Annotated in this window: 18 protein-coding genes; 5 read left to right on the top strand and 13 right to left on the bottom strand. The window is 64.4% G+C overall.

Going from position 1 to position 19,898, the window contains the following annotated elements; translation table 11 throughout:
• The 3 genes from ACMZ91_RS12045 to ACMZ91_RS12035 are packed head-to-tail and all read right to left on the bottom strand — an operon-like array spanning position 1 to position 2,002.
• Positions 1 to 588: an alpha-ketoglutarate-dependent dioxygenase AlkB family protein gene (locus ACMZ91_RS12045; protein ID WP_049461376.1), complete on the bottom strand. Its 588-nt coding sequence runs from the start codon at positions 586 to 588 to the stop codon at positions 1 to 3.
• 48 nt (positions 589 to 636) lie between these two features.
• A complete protein-coding gene (locus ACMZ91_RS12040; protein ID WP_049461374.1) occupies positions 637 to 1,269 on the bottom strand; it encodes a CoA transferase subunit B in 633 nt (210 codons plus the stop codon).
• A gap of 1 nt (position 1,270) precedes the next feature.
• Positions 1,271 to 2,002 (bottom strand): CoA transferase subunit A, encoded by a 732-nt coding sequence (locus ACMZ91_RS12035; RefSeq protein WP_049461372.1) that lies wholly within the window; start codon positions 2,000 to 2,002, stop codon positions 1,271 to 1,273.
• A gap of 160 nt (positions 2,003 to 2,162) precedes the next feature.
• Here ACMZ91_RS12035 and ACMZ91_RS12030 point away from each other — a divergent pair, with 160 nt between their 5' ends.
• The 3 genes from ACMZ91_RS12030 to ACMZ91_RS12020 all read left to right on the top strand — a co-directional run bounded on the left by ACMZ91_RS12030 (position 2,163) and on the right by ACMZ91_RS12020 (position 8,339).
• Complete coding sequence (locus ACMZ91_RS12030; RefSeq protein ID WP_049461370.1) at positions 2,163 to 5,480, top strand: DEAD/DEAH box helicase; 3,318 nt, start codon at positions 2,163 to 2,165, stop codon at positions 5,478 to 5,480.
• A gap of 96 nt (positions 5,481 to 5,576) precedes the next feature.
• Entirely contained in the window at positions 5,577 to 6,923 is a 1,347-nt protein-coding gene (locus ACMZ91_RS12025; RefSeq protein WP_049461368.1) for a phosphohexomutase domain-containing protein, read from the top strand.
• A gap of 12 nt (positions 6,924 to 6,935) precedes the next feature.
• Complete coding sequence (locus ACMZ91_RS12020) at positions 6,936 to 8,339, top strand: mannose-1-phosphate guanylyltransferase/mannose-6-phosphate isomerase (protein WP_049461366.1); 1,404 nt, start codon at positions 6,936 to 6,938, stop codon at positions 8,337 to 8,339.
• Positions 8,340 to 8,391: 52 nt separating this feature from the next.
• Here ACMZ91_RS12020 and rfbD read toward each other — a convergent pair whose 3' ends face one another.
• From rfbD to rfbB, 4 genes are read right to left on the bottom strand one after another with little or no spacing between them, the layout of a single operon-like run.
• Complete coding sequence (gene rfbD, locus ACMZ91_RS12015; protein ID WP_049461364.1) at positions 8,392 to 9,285, bottom strand: dTDP-4-dehydrorhamnose reductase; 894 nt, start codon at positions 9,283 to 9,285, stop codon at positions 8,392 to 8,394.
• Positions 9,282 to 9,839, bottom strand: coding sequence for a dTDP-4-dehydrorhamnose 3,5-epimerase (rfbC, locus tag ACMZ91_RS12010; RefSeq protein WP_049461362.1), 558 nt, complete (start codon positions 9,837 to 9,839; stop codon positions 9,282 to 9,284). The genes rfbD and rfbC overlap by 4 nt, the downstream gene beginning before the upstream one ends.
• Positions 9,836 to 10,723 (bottom strand): glucose-1-phosphate thymidylyltransferase RfbA, encoded by an 888-nt coding sequence (gene rfbA, locus ACMZ91_RS12005; RefSeq protein ID WP_049461360.1) that lies wholly within the window; start codon positions 10,721 to 10,723, stop codon positions 9,836 to 9,838. Before rfbA ends, rfbC begins: the two co-directional genes overlap by 4 nt.
• A gap of 14 nt (positions 10,724 to 10,737) precedes the next feature.
• The gene (rfbB, locus tag ACMZ91_RS12000) at positions 10,738 to 11,793 is read right to left on the bottom strand and encodes a dTDP-glucose 4,6-dehydratase (protein WP_049461358.1); all 1,056 of its coding nucleotides are present in this window, start codon (positions 11,791 to 11,793) and stop codon (positions 10,738 to 10,740) included.
• Positions 11,794 to 12,057: 264 nt separating this feature from the next.
• On the opposite strand from rfbB, the gene ACMZ91_RS11995 reads away from it, so the two are divergent.
• Positions 12,058 to 12,804, top strand: a complete 747-nt coding sequence (locus ACMZ91_RS11995) for an electron transfer flavoprotein subunit beta/FixA family protein (protein WP_012509979.1) — start codon at positions 12,058 to 12,060, stop codon at positions 12,802 to 12,804.
• Positions 12,804 to 13,745 carry an electron transfer flavoprotein subunit alpha/FixB family protein gene (locus tag ACMZ91_RS11990; protein WP_049461356.1) on the top strand — a complete coding sequence of 314 codons (942 nt, stop codon included), beginning with the start codon at positions 12,804 to 12,806 and terminating at the stop codon, positions 13,743 to 13,745. Before ACMZ91_RS11995 ends, ACMZ91_RS11990 begins: the two co-directional genes overlap by 1 nt.
• Before the next feature lie 50 nt (positions 13,746 to 13,795).
• Here the strand turns inward: ACMZ91_RS11990 and ACMZ91_RS11985 are convergent, their stop codons facing one another.
• From ACMZ91_RS11985 to ACMZ91_RS11960, 6 genes are read right to left on the bottom strand one after another with little or no spacing between them, the layout of a single operon-like run.
• Complete coding sequence (locus ACMZ91_RS11985; RefSeq protein ID WP_049461354.1) at positions 13,796 to 14,962, bottom strand: nucleotide sugar dehydrogenase; 1,167 nt, start codon at positions 14,960 to 14,962, stop codon at positions 13,796 to 13,798.
• A 28-nt stretch (positions 14,963 to 14,990) separates the two neighbouring features.
• Positions 14,991 to 17,024 carry a putative glycosyltransferase family protein gene (locus ACMZ91_RS11980; protein ID WP_049461352.1) on the bottom strand — a complete coding sequence of 678 codons (2,034 nt, stop codon included), beginning with the start codon at positions 17,022 to 17,024 and terminating at the stop codon, positions 14,991 to 14,993.
• Positions 17,011 to 17,610, bottom strand: a complete 600-nt coding sequence (locus ACMZ91_RS11975) for a hypothetical protein (protein WP_049461350.1) — start codon at positions 17,608 to 17,610, stop codon at positions 17,011 to 17,013. Before ACMZ91_RS11975 ends, ACMZ91_RS11980 begins: the two co-directional genes overlap by 14 nt.
• Positions 17,607 to 18,005 (bottom strand): GtrA family protein, encoded by a 399-nt coding sequence (locus ACMZ91_RS11970; RefSeq protein WP_049461348.1) that lies wholly within the window; start codon positions 18,003 to 18,005, stop codon positions 17,607 to 17,609. Before ACMZ91_RS11970 ends, ACMZ91_RS11975 begins: the two co-directional genes overlap by 4 nt.
• Positions 17,989 to 18,936, bottom strand: coding sequence for a glycosyltransferase (locus tag ACMZ91_RS11965; protein WP_049461346.1), 948 nt, complete (start codon positions 18,934 to 18,936; stop codon positions 17,989 to 17,991). Before ACMZ91_RS11965 ends, ACMZ91_RS11970 begins: the two co-directional genes overlap by 17 nt.
• Before the next feature lie 5 nt (positions 18,937 to 18,941).
• On the bottom strand, positions 18,942 to 19,880 hold the full coding sequence (locus ACMZ91_RS11960; RefSeq protein WP_049461344.1) for a UDP-glucuronic acid decarboxylase family protein: 939 nt from the start codon (positions 19,878 to 19,880) through the stop codon (positions 18,942 to 18,944).
• Between the last annotated feature and the right edge of the window lie 18 nt (positions 19,881 to 19,898).

The raw sequence follows: 19,898 nt of genomic DNA, 5'->3' as shown, positions 1-19,898 counted from the left end.
TCAGCGCGGCGTGATCCAGCGGAACGTCAGGTTGATCCGCTCCCCCTGCACGCGTGCCATCTTCGGCAGCGCGTGCTGATAGAACTGTTGGGTCTGACCGGCCATCACCAGCAGATCGCCATGGCCGAGCAGATACTCGGCCTTCCGCGCCGGGTCATCGCGCCGGCGCAGCAGGAAGCGCCGCGCCGCGCCCAGGCTCAGCGAAGCAATCACCGGGGCCGGCCCCAGTTCCGGCTCGTCATCGCTGTGCCAGCCCATGTAATCACCGCCGCCGCGATAGCGGTTCAGCAGCACGCTGTTGAAGCGGCCGAGGCCCTCCACCTGCAGGCGATCACGCATGGCCTGCAACGCGGGTGGCCAGGGGTGCGGCACGAATTCAGCCCCGGAATAGCGGTAGCGCGCCTGCGGATCGCCGATCCAGCAGCTCAGCCGCGGCGAATCCACCCAGTTGCCGAACATGCGGATGCGGTGGACTTCCCAGAGGACTTCGGCCTGCAGCACGGACAGGAGCCGGTCTGCATCGGTCGCGGCCAGCCAGCCCGGCAGGTGCTGGACATCGGCATCGGGCAGGTCGTGAGGGAAAAGCATGGCGCTACCTGAGAATGGGGCGTCCCTGAGCCGGGCCGCCCCAGACCTTCAACCGCGAACGAACGCCACGCCCGTCTTTTCCTTCAACTCGTCATCGCTGACACCCGGCGCGGCTTCCACCAGCAGCAGGCCCTTGTCAGTCACGTCGAACACGGCCAGATCGGTGATGATGCGGTCGACCACGCCCACACCGGTCAGCGGCAACGTGCATTCGGGCAGGATCTTCTGCTCGCCGTTCTTGGCGGTGTGCTCCATCAGCACCACCACGCGCTGCACGCCGGCCACCAGGTCCATCGCGCCGCCCATGCCCTTGACCATCTTGCCGGGCACCATCCAGTTGGCCAGGTCACCCTTGTCGGTGACCTGCATGGCGCCGAGGATGGCCAGGTTGACATGGCCGCCGCGGATCATCGCAAAGCTGTCGTGGCTGCCGAAGTAGCTGGCACCGGCACGTGCGGTCACGGTCTGCTTGCCGGCGTTGATCAGGTCGGCATCGACTTCGGCATCGGTCGGGAACGGGCCGATACCGAGCAGGCCGTTTTCCGACTGCAGCCACACATCCACGCCTTCGGGGATGTGGTTGGCAACCAGGGTCGGCAGGCCGATGCCCAGGTTCACGTAGGCACCATCGGTCAGTTCGCGGGCGGCGCGTGCCGCCATCTCATCGCGGGTCCACGCCATGTCAGTTGCCCTCCGCGCGGATGGTGCGCTGTTCGATACGCTTTTCAGGATGCGGGTTGTGCACGATACGGTGCACGTAGATGCCCGGCAGGTGCACCTGGTCGGGATCGATCGTGCCGACCGGCACCACCTCTTCAACTTCCACGATGCAGACCTTGCCGGCCATCGCGCAGGCCGGGTTGAAGTTGCGTGCGGTCTTGCGGAACACCAGATTGCCAGCCTCGTCGGCCTTCCACGCCTTGACCAGCGCCACGTCGGCACGCAGCGCGGTCTCCATCACGTAGTGCTTGCCGTCGAACTCGCGGGTTTCCTTGCCCTCGGCCACCACCGTGCCGTAGCCAGTGGCAGTGAAGAACGCCGGGATGCCCGCGCCACCGGCACGCAGGCGCTCGGCCAGGGTGCCCTGCGGGTTGAATTCCAGCTCCAGCTCGCCGGCCAGAAACTGGCGCTCGAATTCCTTGTTCTCGCCCACGTAGGACGAAATCATCTTCTTGATCTGGCGGGTTTCCAGCAGCTGGCCCAGGCCGAAACCATCGACGCCGGCATTGTTGGAGATCACGGTCAGGCCCTTGGCGCCACTGTCACGCAGCGCGGCGATCAGGGCCTCGGGAATGCCACACAGGCCGAAGCCGCCCACGGCCAGCGTCTGGCCATCGGCGACCACCCCTTGCAGGGCCTCCGCCGCACTGGCGAAGCGCTTGCCGCGCTTGCCGGTGGAAGTCGATTGCTGCATTGCTGTACTACCCTGCACGTTGAGGATGACCGCATTCTAGCTGGAGGGCGGCGAAGGGCCTGGATGCGCCGCAGCATTGACGGAGGACCAGGCGGGCATTGGGTAGAATGGGCGATTCCACGCAGAAGGGTGCTTCAGCGCCTACGCCCCTCGATCTACGATGACGCCGACCTTCACAGACGAAGACCTGTTCCGCTGGATCGACGAATGGACACTGCAGAAAAGCGAGCAGTGCCTGGGTGGCGTGCGCAACCGGCAACTCCGCGATGGCCTGCTGACGGCCGAGGTACAGGGTTCGGCCAGGCATCCCTACTACGTGGAGATCGATCTGACGGCCAGTACGCGCACCGCGCGCAGCCGCCTGCAGAGTGCCTGTTCCTGCCCCGTCGGCCGCACCTGCAAGCATGTGGCGGCGGTGCTGGTCTCGTACATGCTGGATTCGCTTGCCATGGACGACGAGAGCCCCCTGACCGAACAGGACCTGACGCAACCGCCGCGTCCTGAACTGCTGGCAGAGCTTTCGCGTTGGCAGAGCGCGCGGATCCGGCCGGCCCAGCCACGCCGAAACGGTGTCATCTTCGAACTGTCCACCTACAACCACCACCCCGCCGTGCTGGTCCGGCGCGTCAAGTACGGGACCGATGGTGCGATCAGCACGGGCAAGTGGATGGATATCACTGCGGACCTGCTGCTGGATCCTCCGGCCTATCTCACGCCGACTGATCTGGCGGTGATGATCCAGCTACGCACCCAGCGGCAGCCCGCGACGAAGGACGAATGGATCGACTTCGCGGCCACCCTGCAGTTGATCGTCTCCAGCGGCCATGGCTGGGTCTCCTGCGGTACGCACGGCGACGTGCCGGCCCGGTCAGGAGCTCCACGCCGCGGCGAACTGGGCTGGACCGTTGGCATGACGCAGGGCGCAACGCTGCTGGAACCCGCGTTGAGCGTGGAGGGCGGCGCCAGAGGCGTGGTCCTGGGCCGGAGTGCGTGCTATCTGGACCCGGTCACCGGCGAGGTCGGTCCGCTGCTGCTGGATGTCAGGGCCGAGGACGCCGACGCCTTCCTGAGCCTGCCCAATCTGTTACCCAACGAAGAAGCGGTGGTCGCACAGATGCTGCAACAGATCGACCCTGCCCTGCCGCGCCCCGGTGCAAGCGACACGCTGCCTACCCTGCAGATCAGCGCGATGATCCCCGTGCTGCGCCTGCATACGATTGAGTTCCGGCCGGCATGGCTCGGTCGCCGCGACCCGTCGCAATGGGCCGATATCGCGACCGTGGCCTTCGAGTACGACGAGCACGTGCGGTTCCTGGATGATCCGAGCCTGTTCGCACTCGATCCGGAGGGCCAGCTCGCCCTGCTGCCCCGTGACCTGGCTGAGGAATCACGGCGCGAGGCCCAGCTGCGCACGGTGGGACTGTATCGCGACACGGACCCGCGGGCGCCATTGGACGGCGCTGGCCCGCAGTTCCAGCTGCGCACCCATGACTGGACACGGTTCCTGCTGGATGACGTGCCGCGCCTGGAAGCCTTGGGCTGGAAGGTGGAGACGGACGACGATTTCCGCCATCGCATCACCCGGGTGGATGAGATCGACCTGGACATCCAGGCGGACCCGACGGATGCGGGCTGGTTCAACCTGGGTCTGGACATCCAGGTGGAAGGCCGCAACGTATCGATGGTTCCGCTGCTGCAGCAGGTGCTGCAGTCCGATCCCCGCTGGATGCGTGGCCAGCTGGACGCCATCGGCGACGACGAGAACGTCCTGTTGATGGCAGGCGACAACACCCGCCTGGCACTGCGGGCCGCGCGACTGAAGCCGATCATGGCCCTGTTGGCGGACCTGTTCGCCCAGCGTGGCGCGCCGCTGCGCTTGTCAGCGCTTGACCGTGGCCGCCTGCAGGCACTGCAGGACACGGCGCGCCTGCAGTTCCGGGGCCGCAAGGATACCCAGGCGCTGGTGCAGCGGCTGATGCAGGCACCCGCACTGGGCGAAGTGCCGCCACCGGCGGGGCTGGTGGCAACGCTGCGTCCCTACCAGCTGGAGGGCCTGTCGTGGCTGCAGTACCTGCGCCAGCAGGGGCTGGGCGGGGTGCTGGCCGATGACATGGGGCTGGGCAAGACCCTGCAGACACTGGCGCATCTGCTGGTCGAAAAGGAAAGTGGCCGCCTGGACCAGCCGGCGCTGCTGGTGGTGCCGACCTCGCTGCTGCACAACTGGCAGAGCGAAGCGGCACGCTTCACTCCGGGCCTGCGCGTACTGACCCTGCACGGACCGGCACGTGAAGCACTGTTCGAGGCGATCCCCGAGCACGATCTTGTACTGACCACGTATCCCCTGCTGTGGCGTGACGAGCAGGCGCTGCAGGCACATGCCTACCATCTGCTGATCCTCGACGAGGCCCAGCAGGTGAAGAATCCGAAATCGCGTGCGGCCGTCACGCTGCGCACGCTGCAGGCGCGTCATCGCCTGTGCCTGACCGGTACGCCGCTGGAAAACCATCTGGGCGAACTGTGGACGCAGTTCGATTTCCTGCTGCCCGGCCTGCTCGGCAGCGAGAAACAGTTCAACCAGCATTGGCGCCATCCGATCGAACGCGGCAGCGACCACCGCCGCGCCACGTTGCTGGCGCAGCGTCTGCGTCCCTTCATCCTGCGCCGTCGCAAGGACCAGGTCGCGTCAGAGCTTCCGCCCAAGACCCTCATTACCCGCGCGGTGGAGATGGAGGGTGGCCAGCGTGATCTCTATGAAACCGTGCGTGCTGCGATGGAAAAGCAGGTGCGCGAGGCCATCAGCGGCAGCGGGTTGGCGCGCAGCCATATCGTGGTGCTGGATGCCTTGCTGAAGCTGCGCCAGGTCTGCTGCGATCCGCGCCTGCTGCCGGGCGACGCCCCTGCACGCAATGCCGGCTCGGCCAAACTGGAGCTGCTGCGCGACATGCTGCCGTCGATGGTCGAGGAAGGCCGGCGGATCCTGGTGTTCTCACAGTTCACCGGCATGCTGGCGCGGATCGGGCAGGCGCTGGAGGAGCTCGGGCTGGCCTATGTGACGCTGACCGGCGACACCCAGGACCGGGCCACGCCGGTGCAGCGTTTCATGCAGGGCGAGGTACCCGTGTTCCTGATCAGCCTGAAGGCCGGTGGCGTCGGGTTGAACCTGACTGCTGCAGACACCGTCATCCACTTCGATCCCTGGTGGAACCCGGCGGCCGAAAACCAGGCCAGTGACCGCGCCCATCGCATCGGCCAGCAGCAGCCGGTGTTCGTCTACCGGCTGATCGCCGCAGGCAGCATCGAAGAACGGATTGCCGAGCTGCAGGAACGCAAGGCCCTTCTGGCGGAATCGATTCTGGAAGGCGGCGGCAGCACGGGTCCACGCTTCAGTGAGGAAGACGTCCAGGCGCTGCTGGCGCCGTTGCCGGGCCTGCCGGCCAAGCGCACCGGCCGGCCAGGCCGACGATCGCCGCAGGCCTGATCCGTGGCGCCAGTCAGGTGGCGTTCTCCGATGGAAACGATTCCCATACGGGACTGGGGCTACAATTGAGCGCTGAGCTCACAAAGGATCTGATCGATGCCCCTGCCCGCCTTCAAGGCCTACGATATCCGCGGCCGCGTGCCGGAAGAACTGAACGAAGACCTGGCGCGCCGCATCGGCGTCGCCCTGGCTGCGCAGCTCGCTCCCGGCCCGGTGGTCCTCGGCCACGATGTGCGCCTGACCAGCCCGGCGCTGCAGGATGCACTGGCCGCAGGCCTGGGTGGTACCGGTCGTGAGGTGATCGACATCGGTCTGTGCGGTACCGAAGAGGTCTACTTCCAGACCGATCACCTCGGCGCAGCCGGCGGTGTGATGGTGACCGCCAGCCACAACCCGATGGACTACAACGGGATGAAGCTGGTCAAGGAGAACGCCCGCCCGATCAGCTCCGATACCGGCCTGTTCGCGATCTCCGATGCGGTCGCCGTCGATACGTCCGAGGCCCAGCCGCCACGCGCCGGGCAGACCGCCCAGCATGACAAGAGCGCCTATATCCAGCATCTGCTGAGCTACGTCGACGCCGCCAAGCTCAAGCCGCTGAAGCTGGTGGTCAATGCCGGCAACGGTGGTGCGGGCGCCATCGTCGACCTGCTGGCACCGCACCTGCCGTTCGAGTTCATCCGCATCTGTCACGAACCCGATGGCAACTTCCCCAACGGCATTCCCAACCCGCTGCTGCCGGAAAACCGCGCCGCCACCGCCAATGCGGTGCGCGAACACGGCGCCGACTTCGGCATTGCCTGGGACGGTGACTTTGACCGCTGCTTCTTCTTCGACCATACCGGCCGCTTCATCGAGGGCTACTATCTGGTCGGCCTGCTGGCCAAGGCCATCCTGGCACGCAATCCCGGTGGCAAGATCGTGCATGACCCGCGGCTGGTCTGGAACACCGTGGAAATGGTTGAACAGGCAGGTGGCGTGCCGGTGCTGTGCAAGAGCGGCCACGCTTTCATCAAGGAAAAGATGCGCGCCGAAGATGCGGTGTACGGCGGCGAGATGAGCGCACACCACTACTTCCGCGAATTCGCCTATGCCGACTCCGGCATGATCCCGTGGCTGCTGATCGCGCAGCTGATCTCCGAGAGCGGCCGCTCGCTGGCCGACTGGGTCGAAGACCGCATGGCGGCCTATCCCTGCAGCGGCGAGATCAACTTCAAGGTGGCCGATGCCAAGGCCGCCGTGGCCCGCGTGATGGAGCACTTCGCCGCGCGGTCGCCCGCGCTGGACCATACCGATGGCATCAGCGCCGATTTCGGCGACTGGCGCTTCAACCTGCGCAGTTCCAACACCGAGCCGCTGCTGCGCCTGAACGTTGAAGCCCGCGGCGACGCAGCGCTGATGCAGGCGCGCACCGACGAAATCTCCCATCTCCTCCAGCAGTAATCAAGGAAGACCATGAGCAACATCCAGCCCGTCATCCTGTCCGGTGGTTCCGGCACCCGCCTGTGGCCACTGTCGCGCGAGGCGTATCCGAAGCAGTTCCTGCCGCTGGCAGGCGAACTGACGATGCTGCAGGCCACCTGGCAGCGCGTCGCGCCCATCGCCACCCACGGCCCGTTGGTGATCGCCAACGAAGAGCACCGCTTCGTCGCTGCCGAGCAACTGCAGCAGGTCGGCGCCGAGCCGGCTGCCATCATCCTGGAACCGGTTGGCCGCAATACGGCGCCGGCGATTGCGGTCGCAGCCCTGGAGGCCACCCGCGACGGCGCCGATGCGCTGCTGCTGGTGCTGCCCTCGGACCATGTAATCACCGATGAGGCTGCATTCCGTGCAGTCGTGCAGGCTGCAGCCAGCGCTGCCGAGTCCGGCAAGCTGGTGACCTTCGGTATCGTGCCGACCGGTCCGGAAACCGGCTACGGCTATATCAAGGCCGCCACTGGGCAGGGCCTGCGTGCGGTCGAGCGCTTTGTCGAAAAGCCCGACCTTGAGACCGCCACCGGTTACGTCAGCAGCGGTCAGTATTACTGGAACAGCGGCATGTTCCTGATCAAGGCCTCGCGCTACCTGCAGGAACTGGAGCGCTTCCAGCCCGACATGATGGCCGGCAGCCGCCAGGCCTGGCAGCAGGCCCGTCGCGATTCGGATTTCACCCGTCTCGACAAGGAGGCGTTCGCAACCGTTCCCTCCGATTCCATCGACTATGCCGTGATGGAAAAAACCGCAGACGCCGTGGTGATTCCGCTGGACGCCGGCTGGAACGATGTCGGCTCGTGGACAGCCCTGCGCGATGTCTCGCATCAGGATGGCGATGGCAATGCGCATCAGGGTGACGTGATCGCGATCGACTGCCGCAACACCTATGCCTATGCACAGCGCCTGGTGGCACTGGTCGGTCTGGATGACGTGATCGTGGTCGAGACCGACGACGCGGTGCTGGTCGGCAAGGCCGACCGCATGCAGGAGGTCAAGACCGTGGTGGCGCAGCTGAAGGCCGACGGTCGCAGCGAGGCCACCTGGCATCGCAAGGTCTACCGCCCGTGGGGCGCCTACGATTCGATCGACAACGGCGAGCGTTTCCAGGTCAAGCGCATCACCGTCAAGCCCGGCGGTACGCTCAGCCTGCAGATGCATCACCATCGCGCCGAGCACTGGATCGTGGTCAGCGGCACCGCCGAGGTGACCCGCGGCGACGAGGTGATCCTGCTCAGCGAGAACCAGAGCACGTACATCCCGCTGGGCGTGACCCATCGCCTGCGCAACCCGGGCAAGCTGCCGCTGGAGCTGATCGAGGTGCAGTCCGGCAGTTACCTCGGTGAAGACGACATCGTGCGTTTCGAGGACACGTACGGGCGTAGTTGATCCGACGACCTGCGGCGGGTGCCGACCGTTGGTCGGCACTTCGCCTGCCGGGTCAGGCAATCTCCGCCATCACCCGCTTCAGGCCGTCCTGCCAGTTCGGCAGCACGATGCCGAAATCCTGCTGCAGCTTGCGGTTGTCCAGCACCGACCAGGCCGGGCGCTTGGCCGGGGTCGGGTATTCGGAACTGGGGATGGCTTCAACCGACGGCACCTTGGCCAGCACGCCCGTCGCCAGCGCTTCAGCGAAAATCGCTTCGGCAAAGCCATGCCAGCTGGTCTGCCCCGACGCCGTCAGGTGCCACGTTCCCGACAGCGCGCGCGGATGCTGCAGCGCCTGCACGGTGACATCGGCAATCAACGCGGCCGGTGTCGGCGTGCCGATCTGATCGGCCACCACACGCAACTGGTCGCGCTCGGCGCCCACCCGCAGCATCGTGCGCAGGAAATTGGCGCCATGCGAGGCATACACCCACGCCGTGCGGAAGATCAGATGACGACCGCCGGCCGCGCGAACCGCATCCTCGCCATCGCGCTTGCTGGTGCCGTACACGCCCAATGGCGCGGTCGGCTCGTCTTCGCGGTAGGGCGCGCTGCCCTGTCCATCGAACACGTAGTCGGTGGAGTAATGCACGAACGGCACGCCGTGCGCCGCACACCAGCGCGCGATCATGCCCGGCGTCTGCGCATTGGCGACGAAGGCGGCCTCGGCATCCTGCTCGGCACGATCAACCGCCGTATAGGCGGCCGCGTTGACCACCACCGATGGCTGCAGGCGATCCAGCAATGCCGGCAGGCTGTCGGGCTGGCCGAAATCGGCGGTTTCGCAGCCACTTCCGTCGGGCAGTTGCCCGCTGCGGGTCGTTGCGACCACCTTGCCCAGCGGCGCCAGCGCGCGCAGCAGCTCCTGGCCGACCTGGCCATTGCCGCCGAACACCAGCACCGTCACGGGATGTAGACCGGCAGGCGGTCTTCGGCAATGTCCTTCAGGAACGGCGCGTTCTCGTCCTTGGCCGACAAGGTCGGTGCGCTGACCGGCCAGTCCACCGCGATATCAGCATCGTTCCAGCGGATACCCGCATCCGCCTCCTTGACGTAGACATCGGTGCACAGGTAGCTGAACAGCGCACGTTCGGACAGCACGGCAAACCCGTGCGCGAAGCCTTCCGGAATCCAGAACTGCTTCCTGTTTTCCGCACTCAGCACCACCGCTTCCCACTGGCCGAAGGTCGGCGAGCCACGACGGATGTCCACGGCCACGTCATAGACCTCGCCCTCCAGCACGCTGACCAGCTTGCCCTGTGGGCGCGGCCACTGGTAATGCAGGCCACGCAGCACGCCCTGTGCGGACGTCGATACGTTGCTCTGCACGAAACGGTCCGGCAGGCCCAGTGCAGCGAAGCGCTCGGCATTCCAGGTTTCGAAAAAATAGCCACGCGCATCGCCAAACACGGCCGGCTCGATGATCTTGCAGCCGGGAAGCTTGGTTTCAATCACTTTCACGGAACGACTCCACGCAGCGCGAGTTTATGCAGGTACTGGCCGTAGCCATTCTTGATCAGCGGCGCAGCCAGCGCCTCCAGCTGCTCGGCATTGATCCAGCCCTGACCGAACGCGATTTCTTCCGGGCAGCACACCTGCAGGCCCTGGCGGGTCTGGATGGTCTCGATGAAGTTGGATGCCTCCAGCAGCGACTGATGGGTGCCGGTATCCAGCCAGGCATAGCCACGGCCGAGCGCTTCCAGGTGAAGATTGCCTTCCTCCAGGTAGCGCTTGTTGAGATCCGTGATCTCCAGCTCGCCGCGCGGCGACGGCTTCAGTTCCTCCGCGTAATCGCTGGCCTTGCCGTCATAGAAGTACAGGCCAGTCACCGCATAGTTCGAGCGGGGATTTTCCGGCTTCTCCACCAGATCGATGACCTTGCCGCTCGTGTCGAACTCGGCCACGCCGTAGCGCTCCGGATCATTTACCCAGTAGCCGAACACGGTCGAACCATCCACGCGCTCATCGGCGCGCTTCAATACTTCGCGCAAACCGTGACCGTGGAAGATGTTGTCACCCAGCACCAGGCAGCTCGGCTTGCCGGCCACGAAGTCGCGGCCGATCAGGTAGGCCTGGGCCAGGCCATCCGGACTCGGCTGCACCGCATACTGGATGTCCATGCCCCACTGAGAGCCGTCGCCCAGCAACTGCTGGAACAGCGCCTGTTCGTGCGGGGTATTGATGATCAACACTTCGCGGATGCCCGCCAGCATCAACACGCTGAGCGGGTAGTAGATCATCGGCTTGTCGTACACCGGCAACAGCTGCTTGCTGACGCCCTTGGTGATCGGATAAAGGCGGGTGCCGGAACCACCGGCGAGGATGATGCCCTTGCGCTGGGTCATGGTGTCTCCTGGGTTCAGGCTGCAGTGCCGATGCGCTGCAGGCGGTAGCTGCCGTCGAGCACGCCGTTGACCCAGTTCTGGTTGTCCAGGTACCAGTCGACGGTGAAGGCGATGCCCTGCTCGAAGGTGTAGGCCGGTTCCCAGCCCAGGTCGTTCTTCAGCTTCGACGCATCGATTGCGTAACGGCGGTCATGGCCCGGGCGGTCGGTGACGTAGGTGATCTGGCTGCTGCGCGGCAGGCCATCCTCACGCGGGCGGCGCGCATCGAGCAGCGCGCAGATGGCCTGCACCACTTCGATGTTCTGCTTTTCCGAGTTGCCGCCGACGTTGTAGGTCTCGCCGACCTGGCCTTTGGCCAGCACGGTGCGGATCGCCTCGCAGTGGTCGGACACGAACAGCCAGTCGCGCACCTGCTTGCCATCGCCGTACACCGGCAGCGGCTCGCCGGCCAGCGCCTTGGCGATCACCAGCGGGATCAGCTTCTCGGGGAAGTGGTAGGGGCCGTAATTGTTCGAACAATTGGTGGTCAGCACCGGCAGCCCATAGGTGTGGTGGAACGCACGTACCAAGTGATCCGACGCAGCCTTGGACGCCGAGTACGGCGAATTGGGCGCGTACTGGGTCGTTTCACTGAATTTGCCGGTCTCACCCAGCGTGCCGTACACCTCGTCGGTGGACACGTGCAGGAAACGGAACGCCGCGCCCTGTTCGGCCGGCAGCGCCTTCCAGTAGTCGCGGACCGCTTCCAGCAGGCCCAGGGTGCCCACAACATTGGTCTGGATGAAGGCGCTGGGACCATCGATGGAGCGGTCAACGTGGCTTTCAGCTGCAAAGTTCACGACCGCGTCCGGCTGATGCTCGGCCAGCAGGCGGGCGACCAGATCACGGTCGCCGATGTCGCCCTGCACGAACAGGTGGTTCGGGTTGCCATCAAGGCTGGACAGGGTCTTCAGGTTGCCGGCGTAGGTCAGCACATCGAGGTTGATGACCTTGACGCCGCGCGCGACGGCCTCGAGAACGAAGTTACCGCCAATGAATCCGGCGCCGCCGGTGACAAGCCATGTGGGCACTACCTGTTCTCCTGATCGAGATTCGTGGGACGGGGCCTTCATGGCCACGACAATGCAACGTTGAAGGATACAACGGGCCTCCGGTAACACGCGATCACACAAGTGAACTCAGGCCGACTGCATTGCTGCATCGCAACAGCCGGAGCTCCCACCATACGCATTCGCATGGTCACCCCAAGCCAGCTAGAATCGGGGTCCCACCCCCGAACCGGTTGCTGCTCCAGGACCGGACGTTCTCTCCGTTATTGAAGGACCCCGTACCAGATGAAAATCCTCGTCGCGTACAAGCGCGTGGTGGACTACAACGTCCGCATTCAGGTCAAGCCGGACGGTTCCGGCGTGGTCACCGACGGCGTCAAGCTGTCCCCCAACCCCTTCGATGAAATCGCTCTGGAAGAAGCCCTGCGCCTGCGCGACAAGGGCATCGCCAGCGAAGTCGTGGTTGCCACCATCGCCCCGGCCGACGCCCAGGCGCACCTGCGCAACGGCCTGGCCATGGGCGCCAACCGTGCCATCCACGTCGTCACCGACCAGGCGATCCAGCCGCTGACCGCGTCGCGCACCCTGCTCAAGCTGATCGAAAAGGAGCAGCCAGATCTGGTGATCCTCGGCAAGCAGGCCATCGACGACGACGCCAACCAGACCGGCCAGATGCTGGCCACGCTGTGGGGCCGCCCGCAGGCGACCTTCGCCAGCAAGCTCGAAATTGCCGATGGCAAGGCCACGGTGACCCGTGAAGTCGACGCCGGCCTGGAAACGCTGGAAGTGGATCTGCCGGCCGTGGTCACCACCGATCTGCGCCTGAACGAGCCGCGCTTCATCAAGCTGCCGGACATCATGAAGGCCAAGGCCAAGCCGCTGGAGACCCTGCAGCTGGCCGACCTCGGCGTTGAAGCCGCCGACACCTTCAAGACCACCCAGTACGCCGCGCCGTCCAAGCGCAGCAAGGGTGTGATGGTCAAGGACGCGGCCGAACTGGTTGCCGCACTCAAGCAGAAGGGGTTGCTGTAATGAGCAGGATTCTCGTCATCGCCGAGCACCACGACGGCAAGCTCAATGCCGCCACCGCCAAGACCGTCAGCGCCGCCGCCGCCATCAGCGGTGCCAGCATCGACGTGCTGGTGCTGGCCGCCGATCCGGCCGCTGTCGCCGCTGAAGCCGCGAAGATCGCTGGGGTCGCCAAGGTCCTGACCGTCGCCAACGCGGCCAACGCGCAGGCCATCGCCCAGGTGCTGGCGCCGCAGATCGCACAGCTGGCCAAGGGCTACACCCACGTATTCGGCCCGTCGACCACCTTCGGCAAGGACCTGATGCCGTGCGTGGCCGCCCTGCTCGGCGTCAACCAGGTCTCCGACCTGATGAGCGTTGAAGGCAGCCACACCTTCAAGCGCCCGATCTACGCCGGCAACGCGATCATCACCGTGGAAGCCCCGGCCGACCAGATCGTGGTCGCCACCGTGCGTGCCGCCTCGTGGCCGGAAGCCGCCCAAGGTGGCAATGCCGCCGTTGAAGCAGCCAGCGTCGACGCTGCCCTGCCGACCCATACCCGCTTCGTCGGCCTGGCCGCCGGTGCCAGCGACCGTCCGGACCTGCAGAGCGCCAAGCGCGTGGTTTCGGGTGGCCGTGGCGTCGGTTCGGAAGAGAACTTCAAGGTCATCTTCCAGCTGGCCGACAAGCTCGGTGCTGCCGTCGGTGCCTCGCGTGCGGCGGTCGATGCCGGCTACGTGCCCAGCGACCTGCAGGTCGGCCAGACCGGCAAGATCATCGCGCCGGAACTGTACGTGGCCGTTGGCATCAGTGGTGCGATCCAGCACCTGACCGGCATCAAGGATGCCGGCACCATTGTCGCGATCAACAAGGACGGCGACGCGCCGATCTTCGAGATTGCCGATATCGGCCTTGTGGGGGATCTGTTTGCGATCCTGCCGGAGCTGGAAGAGGCGCTGGCCTGAAGCAACAAGGCAGGCCGGTCTGTCACCGGCCTGCCTTGTTCGATCATTTTTCAGTTGTCGCCGAAAAGATCGCGGGTATACACCTTGTCCTTCACATCCAGCAGGGCGTCGGCCATCCGGTTGCTGATGATCAGGTCCGCTTGCTGCTTGAAGGATTCCAGGTCGTTTACCACCCGCGAGCGGAAGAACGCGTCTTCATGAAGTTCCGGCTCGTGCACGATCACCTCAACGCCCTTAGCCTTCAAGCGCTTCATGATCCCTTGAATGCTGGATGAGCGGAAGTTGTCCGAACCGGCCTTCATGATCAGGCGATAGATACCCACCACCTGGGGATTGCGCCGCAGGATATCGGCCGCGATGAAGTCCTTCCGCGTAGTGTTCGAATCGACGATGGCCCGGATCAACGTCTGAGGGACGCTCTGGTAGTTGGCCAAAAGCTGCCGGGTGTCCTTGGGCAGGCAATAGCCACCGTATCCGAAGGATGGATTATTGTAGTGCCCGCCGATGCGTGGATCGAAGCTGATGCCTTCGATGATCTGCCGCGAGTCCAGCCCATGCGTCAACGCGTAGCTATCCAGCTCGTTGAAGTAGGACACGCGCATGGCAAGGTAAGTATTGGCGAAGAGCTTGATGGCCTCGGCTTCGGTCGGTTCAGTAAACAGGACGGGCACGTCCTGCTTGATGGCGCCCTCTTGGAGCAGGCGTGCAAACGCCTCGGCCCGGGGCGAACGCTCGCCCACGATGATGCGGGACGGGTGCAGGTTGTCGTACAGCGCGCGGCCCTCGCGCAGAAACTCCGGCGAGAAGATGATGTTGTCCACGCCGAACTTCTCACGTGCCTTGAGCACGTAGCCGACCGGGATAGTGGACTTGATCACCATCGTGGCCGATGGATTAATGGCCAGCACGTCAGCGATGACCGACTCGATCGAACGGGTATTGAAGTAATTGGTGTCGGGGTCGTAGTCGGTGGGCGTGGCGATGATGACGAACGACGCGCCTTCGTAAGCCTCCCGGGGCTCGAGCGTCGCGCGGAAATCCAGCGCGTCGTGTGCCAATGCCTGTTCCAGCTCGGCGTCCGCGATGGGAGACCTGCGCGCATTGAGCGCTTCTACCTTAGCGGGCATGATGTCGACAGCGACAACCTCATGTTTCCGCGCAAGCAACACGCCGTTGGATAGGCCTACGTACCCGGTACCTGCAATTGCGATCTTCATCCGTGTGTCTTCTGTGGGGAGAATGGATTCAAGGAACTTCGACGTGGACTGACGGGATCCGCATGCCTTCATCGTGGAACCAGAACATCGTCTCTTGGACCAGCGACGCCTCCAGGGTGTAGCTCCCCGATGCGACGGGCGCCTTGACGTGCAGCTCCGCCTGGTCACCGGGCGCCAACTCCAACACCAGCGCTTGGCGTGCATCCCAGTCGACGGCTCGTTCGTCGCGACCGTCGGGGATGAACCGCCACGACAGCAGCACGTCGCGCCCCAGGACCTCGCGGGTCGAGAGGACGCCATCCGAGCCATTGGCCAACGTGAGCGTGAACGCAACCTGACCCGGCTGGATCGTGGTGCCAGTGATGTCCAAGCGCAGGTGTTCTGCAACACCGGACGCCACTCGCCCGGACATCCTGCTCATGCGGCCACCGGAGCAGTCCCCGAGCGGCACTAGTACTAGGCGGTGGCTAAGCGCTTCGATGGCAGGAGCAGCGAGGCCGTTGACGGCGCCGAACGCGCGCGCAAACCCTTCGGGCGACTCACAGGGGCCCGACACGCCCGCGCCCTTCGGCACGTAACCCGAATAGCCGTTCACGGAGAACATCCCGTGGTCCTGCGCGTAAATCATGGCATCTAGGTCGTCAAGATACGGGGCCTCGGCCGACCTGTCGGCGAATAGGACGTCACCCTGCCGTGCAGAAGCGGGAACGCGGGCAGCGAACGCTACCTGCCGTTGTTGCCATTGGGCAAAGGTCGCATGGCCAGCCTGGAAGGTCACGGACTCGGCAGTCAGCAACACAAAGGCAACCACACAGGCCAGGGCGCCCGTCCAGGTACCGCGACGCGAGGCCAGCAGCAGGACACGCTGGAATCCGATGCCGGCAAGCAGGCCTATCGGCATCACCATGACGAGCATCACGCGTGTAACGGCACGGATGGAATCAATGCCGGGAAGATGCAGGAAGACACGATAGAGCGACACATTGCTGACGTTGAGCGTGCAGATCACCAGCACCAGCGTGGCCAAGCCGGCCAGCATGCCCAGTTCTGCATCGGCGATGCGCCGCAGGGCGAGGAGCAGCCCCACGACGGCGAACAGCAGGACGCCCAGGCCCAGGAAGAGCTGGTGCTCGTGGCGCATCGAGATGTCACCAATCGAGCCGCCGATGAACCGCGTCAGCGGTGAGAAGTCCGCGATCAGGTAGCTCCACACCCGCGGCAACATCCCCAGGATTTCGTCGCGCGGCCTGACGAACCCCTGTACCTCAGTTACCGCGTGATAGCTGCGCAGCAGGGCGAGTACTGCGATGGCAGACGCGAGCACGACGGCAAGGCTGGCCAACGTGCGCCCCAACTCGTTCCTGCCGAAACTGGCCCGGACTTGCGCTGCTAGGGTTCGGCCACGCCCCAACAGCAACCAAGCGGCCGTCATCGCCAGCAGTAGGTAGGCCGCGAAGACACCCGTGTAAATGGCACAGTAGACTTGGGCAGCGAACAGCAGGGAGCTCCAGGCCAGGGATGAGGGGCGGCCGTGCTGCAGCCATCGGGAGAAGGTTAGGAACAGCAGAGGGACGAACATCCGGAATGCGAACTGCGCATGCGCCTGCTGTGCCAGAACGGGAAGGGAAAACGCAAATACGAATGCCGCCGCTCCCGCGCCGGAAGGACGCAGCCCCAAACTACGGGCGGCGACGTAGGCGCATGCGTAGTTGAGTACGCCCCCCAGCATTAGCCAGGCCGACAATGCCTCCGAGCGATCCAGCCCCCACCAGCGGAAGGCCGCATAAGGAAGGATTGAGCCGAAATGGTTGTCGCTCAGGGCCAGTACGTTGGCCACCGGGTAGAAGAAGCCCGGGCTCCACACATCGGGCGTGGCGCCGGTCAACCAAAGGTAGACATGCTCAAGGACCACCGAGTTGAAACGGGCGTCGATAAGATCGCCGGGGACCGCCGTGAAATATGCGTTCGCCTTGAGTTGGTAGAACACGACCCCGACGAGCAGGAAGACCGAGGCAGCGAACAGGTCGTTGCGCCAGCGGCCTGCGCTCTTACTGGCACTCATAGTCGGTCACCTGCTTGCTGGAGCGGAACGGATCGGTCAGTGCATCCGTGTACTGGCCCATCAGCAGACGTTGGCGTGGAAGGAAGTTCTGTCGATAGAAACGGCTGGCGGTTGCCAAAGCCTGGCCACGGGGCGTGAGCCGCACGCAACCATCGTGGATGGCGATGGTGCCCGACTGTTCCTGCTCCGTCAGCCGCACCTCCACCAAATGGTGCTCCGGGAGGTACTCATCAGTGAACACGCGTGCGAAACCATCCTCACGGATACCGCCTCCGCGTTGTTGGATCTTCTCCAGAATATAGAAGGACAATGATCGATCAATCACAGTCGGGACGGATATGGCGAACAGGTAGCCGCCCAACAGCCAGATCGTGATCAGCTGGACTTTCTCCAGCACCGAGAACCCGGAAAGCGCGCCCACCCCTCGTGCCGCCACGCCGACGATGAGAGCCGCCAGGAAGCCGTCGAAAATACTGGCGTACAGGACGACATCGACCTTGAACCAGCGCATGTGCACGATGTAGACGACAATCAGTGTAACGACGTACGCCAACGTCAGGAGCAACGCTTTGACCAGCTTGTTCATTTGAAGACCACCAACTTGTTTGCAAGAAAACTACAGGCCACCTGCACGCAAGTCGCCACGAGGAAGCCCAGACGGTAATCCCAGCCCGCTCGATCGGACCACAGGTAGAGCACGAGTGCATGGAGGAGCGCGATGACGGCGTAAAGCGCTACGAACCGGACACCCTGGCCGACGAAACTGCCCGAGGAGGCGCGGAAGACGAAGTAACGGCTGCCCAGGAACGACGCGGCAATGCCCACGCAGGCTGCGGCGCCATTGGCAAGTCCCGCTGATCGAAAGCCCCATACTTCCAGCGCGCAGTAGAGGACCATGAAGTGCAGCGCGGTCGCCAGCAAACCGTTGATCCCATAGCGGACGACCTCGCTGGCCAGCATGCGCTCACTCAGTGCGCGCATGCAGGATCTCGGCGATGAACGCCCTGTAGCCACCGACTTCAAGAATGCCGCCATTGCGCAGCGTTCCGGAGAGCATCAGGATGATCAGCGTCAGCGCACCGGTCTGCAGGAACACCAGCAACAGGATGCCGGTCACCAGCGAGAACCAACCCGGTGTAGCGAATCCGACCGCCTTGAGCCCGAGTGCAAGGACAGTGCCAAGCACTGACAATCCGGCGATCGCGGTGCAGGCGATGCCCACGCGTACCAGCACATCCTCGGCAAACACCATCAGCGCGCGAAAACCGTGCAGTGCCAGCCCAACGAAGTTCATCTTGCTCTTGCCGGCGTAGCGCGGGCCACGGTCGACAGCTACCGATGCCACCCGCAACTTGGATGTCAGCACGCAGGCCGCAACGTGCACCCAAAGCTCCTGCATCACCGCCAGGCGCTTGATCGCATGCAGCTTGGCCGCCATGAAGTTGCCGAAGCTGATGCGCCGGCCGCTGAGCATCGCGAACAACCACTTGTACACGACGTAGAACGCACGGAACTTCAAGGTTTCCACCCGGCTCTTGCGCGAGGCCACGACGATATCGACGTCGGGGGACTCCAACGCCTCCAGGAGCTCGCTGATGCTGCGCGGCGTATCTTCGCCGTCCGAGTCCATGACGACCACGCGCTGCCTATCGACGAAGTGTTCGGATACGTAGCCGATCCCGATCGCGATGGCTTTCTGATGCCCGACATTACGCCGCAGCTTCAGGACCACGCCATCGAGACCCGCAGCGGCGATCGCGGCGGCGTCCACCGGCTGCCGCACGGAGCCATCGTCGACTGCGACGATGTAGACATCATTGCCCTGGTCCCGTGCCAAAGCCCTGAACAACATGGACGAAGCCTCGACATCTTCGTAAACAGGCATCACGACGACCAGCGACGAGCTTTTCATATCCGTCATTCCTGCAAGCGCTTGCGGAAGTAGGCGATGGTCTCCTTCAGGCCGTCCTCCAGGCTCACGCGAGGCTCCCAGCCAAGCGCCGCCCGTGCCATCGAGATGTCCGGCTGGCGCTGGCGGGGATCGTCCGAGGGCAGGGGCTTGAACACGAGCTTGGAGTGGCCGCCCACCAGCCGGATGACCGTTTCGGCCAGTTCCAGCATGCTGTACTCGCCCGGATTGCCGATGTTGACCGGCCCGGTCAGCTCTGCGGGGCTGTCCATCAGGCTGATCATGCCGCTGATGAGATCGTCGACATAGCAGAAGCTGCGCGTCTGCTGCCCATCGCCATAGATCGTGATGTCATCCCCGCGCAGTGCCTGCACGATGAAGTTGCTGACCACCCGGCCATCTTCTGGATGCATGCGGGGGCCGTAGGTGTTGAAGATACGCATCACCTTGATTTCCAGCTGGTGCTGGCGCCAGTAGTCGAAGAACAGAGTTTCGGCACAGCGCTTTCCTTCGTCGTAGCAGCTGCGTATGCCGATCGGATTCACCTTGCCCCAGTAATCCTCCACCTGCGGATGGATCTCCGGATCACCGTAGACCTCGCTGGTGCTGGCCTGCAGGATGCGTGCACGCGTCCGCTTGGCAAGCCCCAACATGTTGATCGCGCCGTGGACGCTGGTCTTCGTCGTCTGCACCGGATCGTGCTGGTAGTGCACGGGGCTTGCCGGGCATGCCAGGTTGTAGATCCGGTCCACCTCGACATACAACGGGAAGGTCACGTCGTGACGCATCATCTCGAAGCGCGAGTTCGAGAGCAGGGACTCGACGTTCCGCTTGGAGCCCGTGTAGAAATTATCGACGCACAGGACTTCGTCGCCCCGTTCGACCAATCGATCGCACAAGTGCGACCCAAGGAATCCCGCACCACCTGTAACCAGTACTCGTGCCATATGCCTGCCCTAAATCTG

The organism is Stenotrophomonas sp. FR024, assembly GCF_047500745.2.
Classification (GTDB): Bacteria; Pseudomonadota; Gammaproteobacteria; order Xanthomonadales; family Xanthomonadaceae; genus Stenotrophomonas; species Stenotrophomonas maltophilia_A.
Note: the sequence above shows the minus strand (reverse complement) of the source record. Positions and strands in the feature narration are given on the sequence as shown.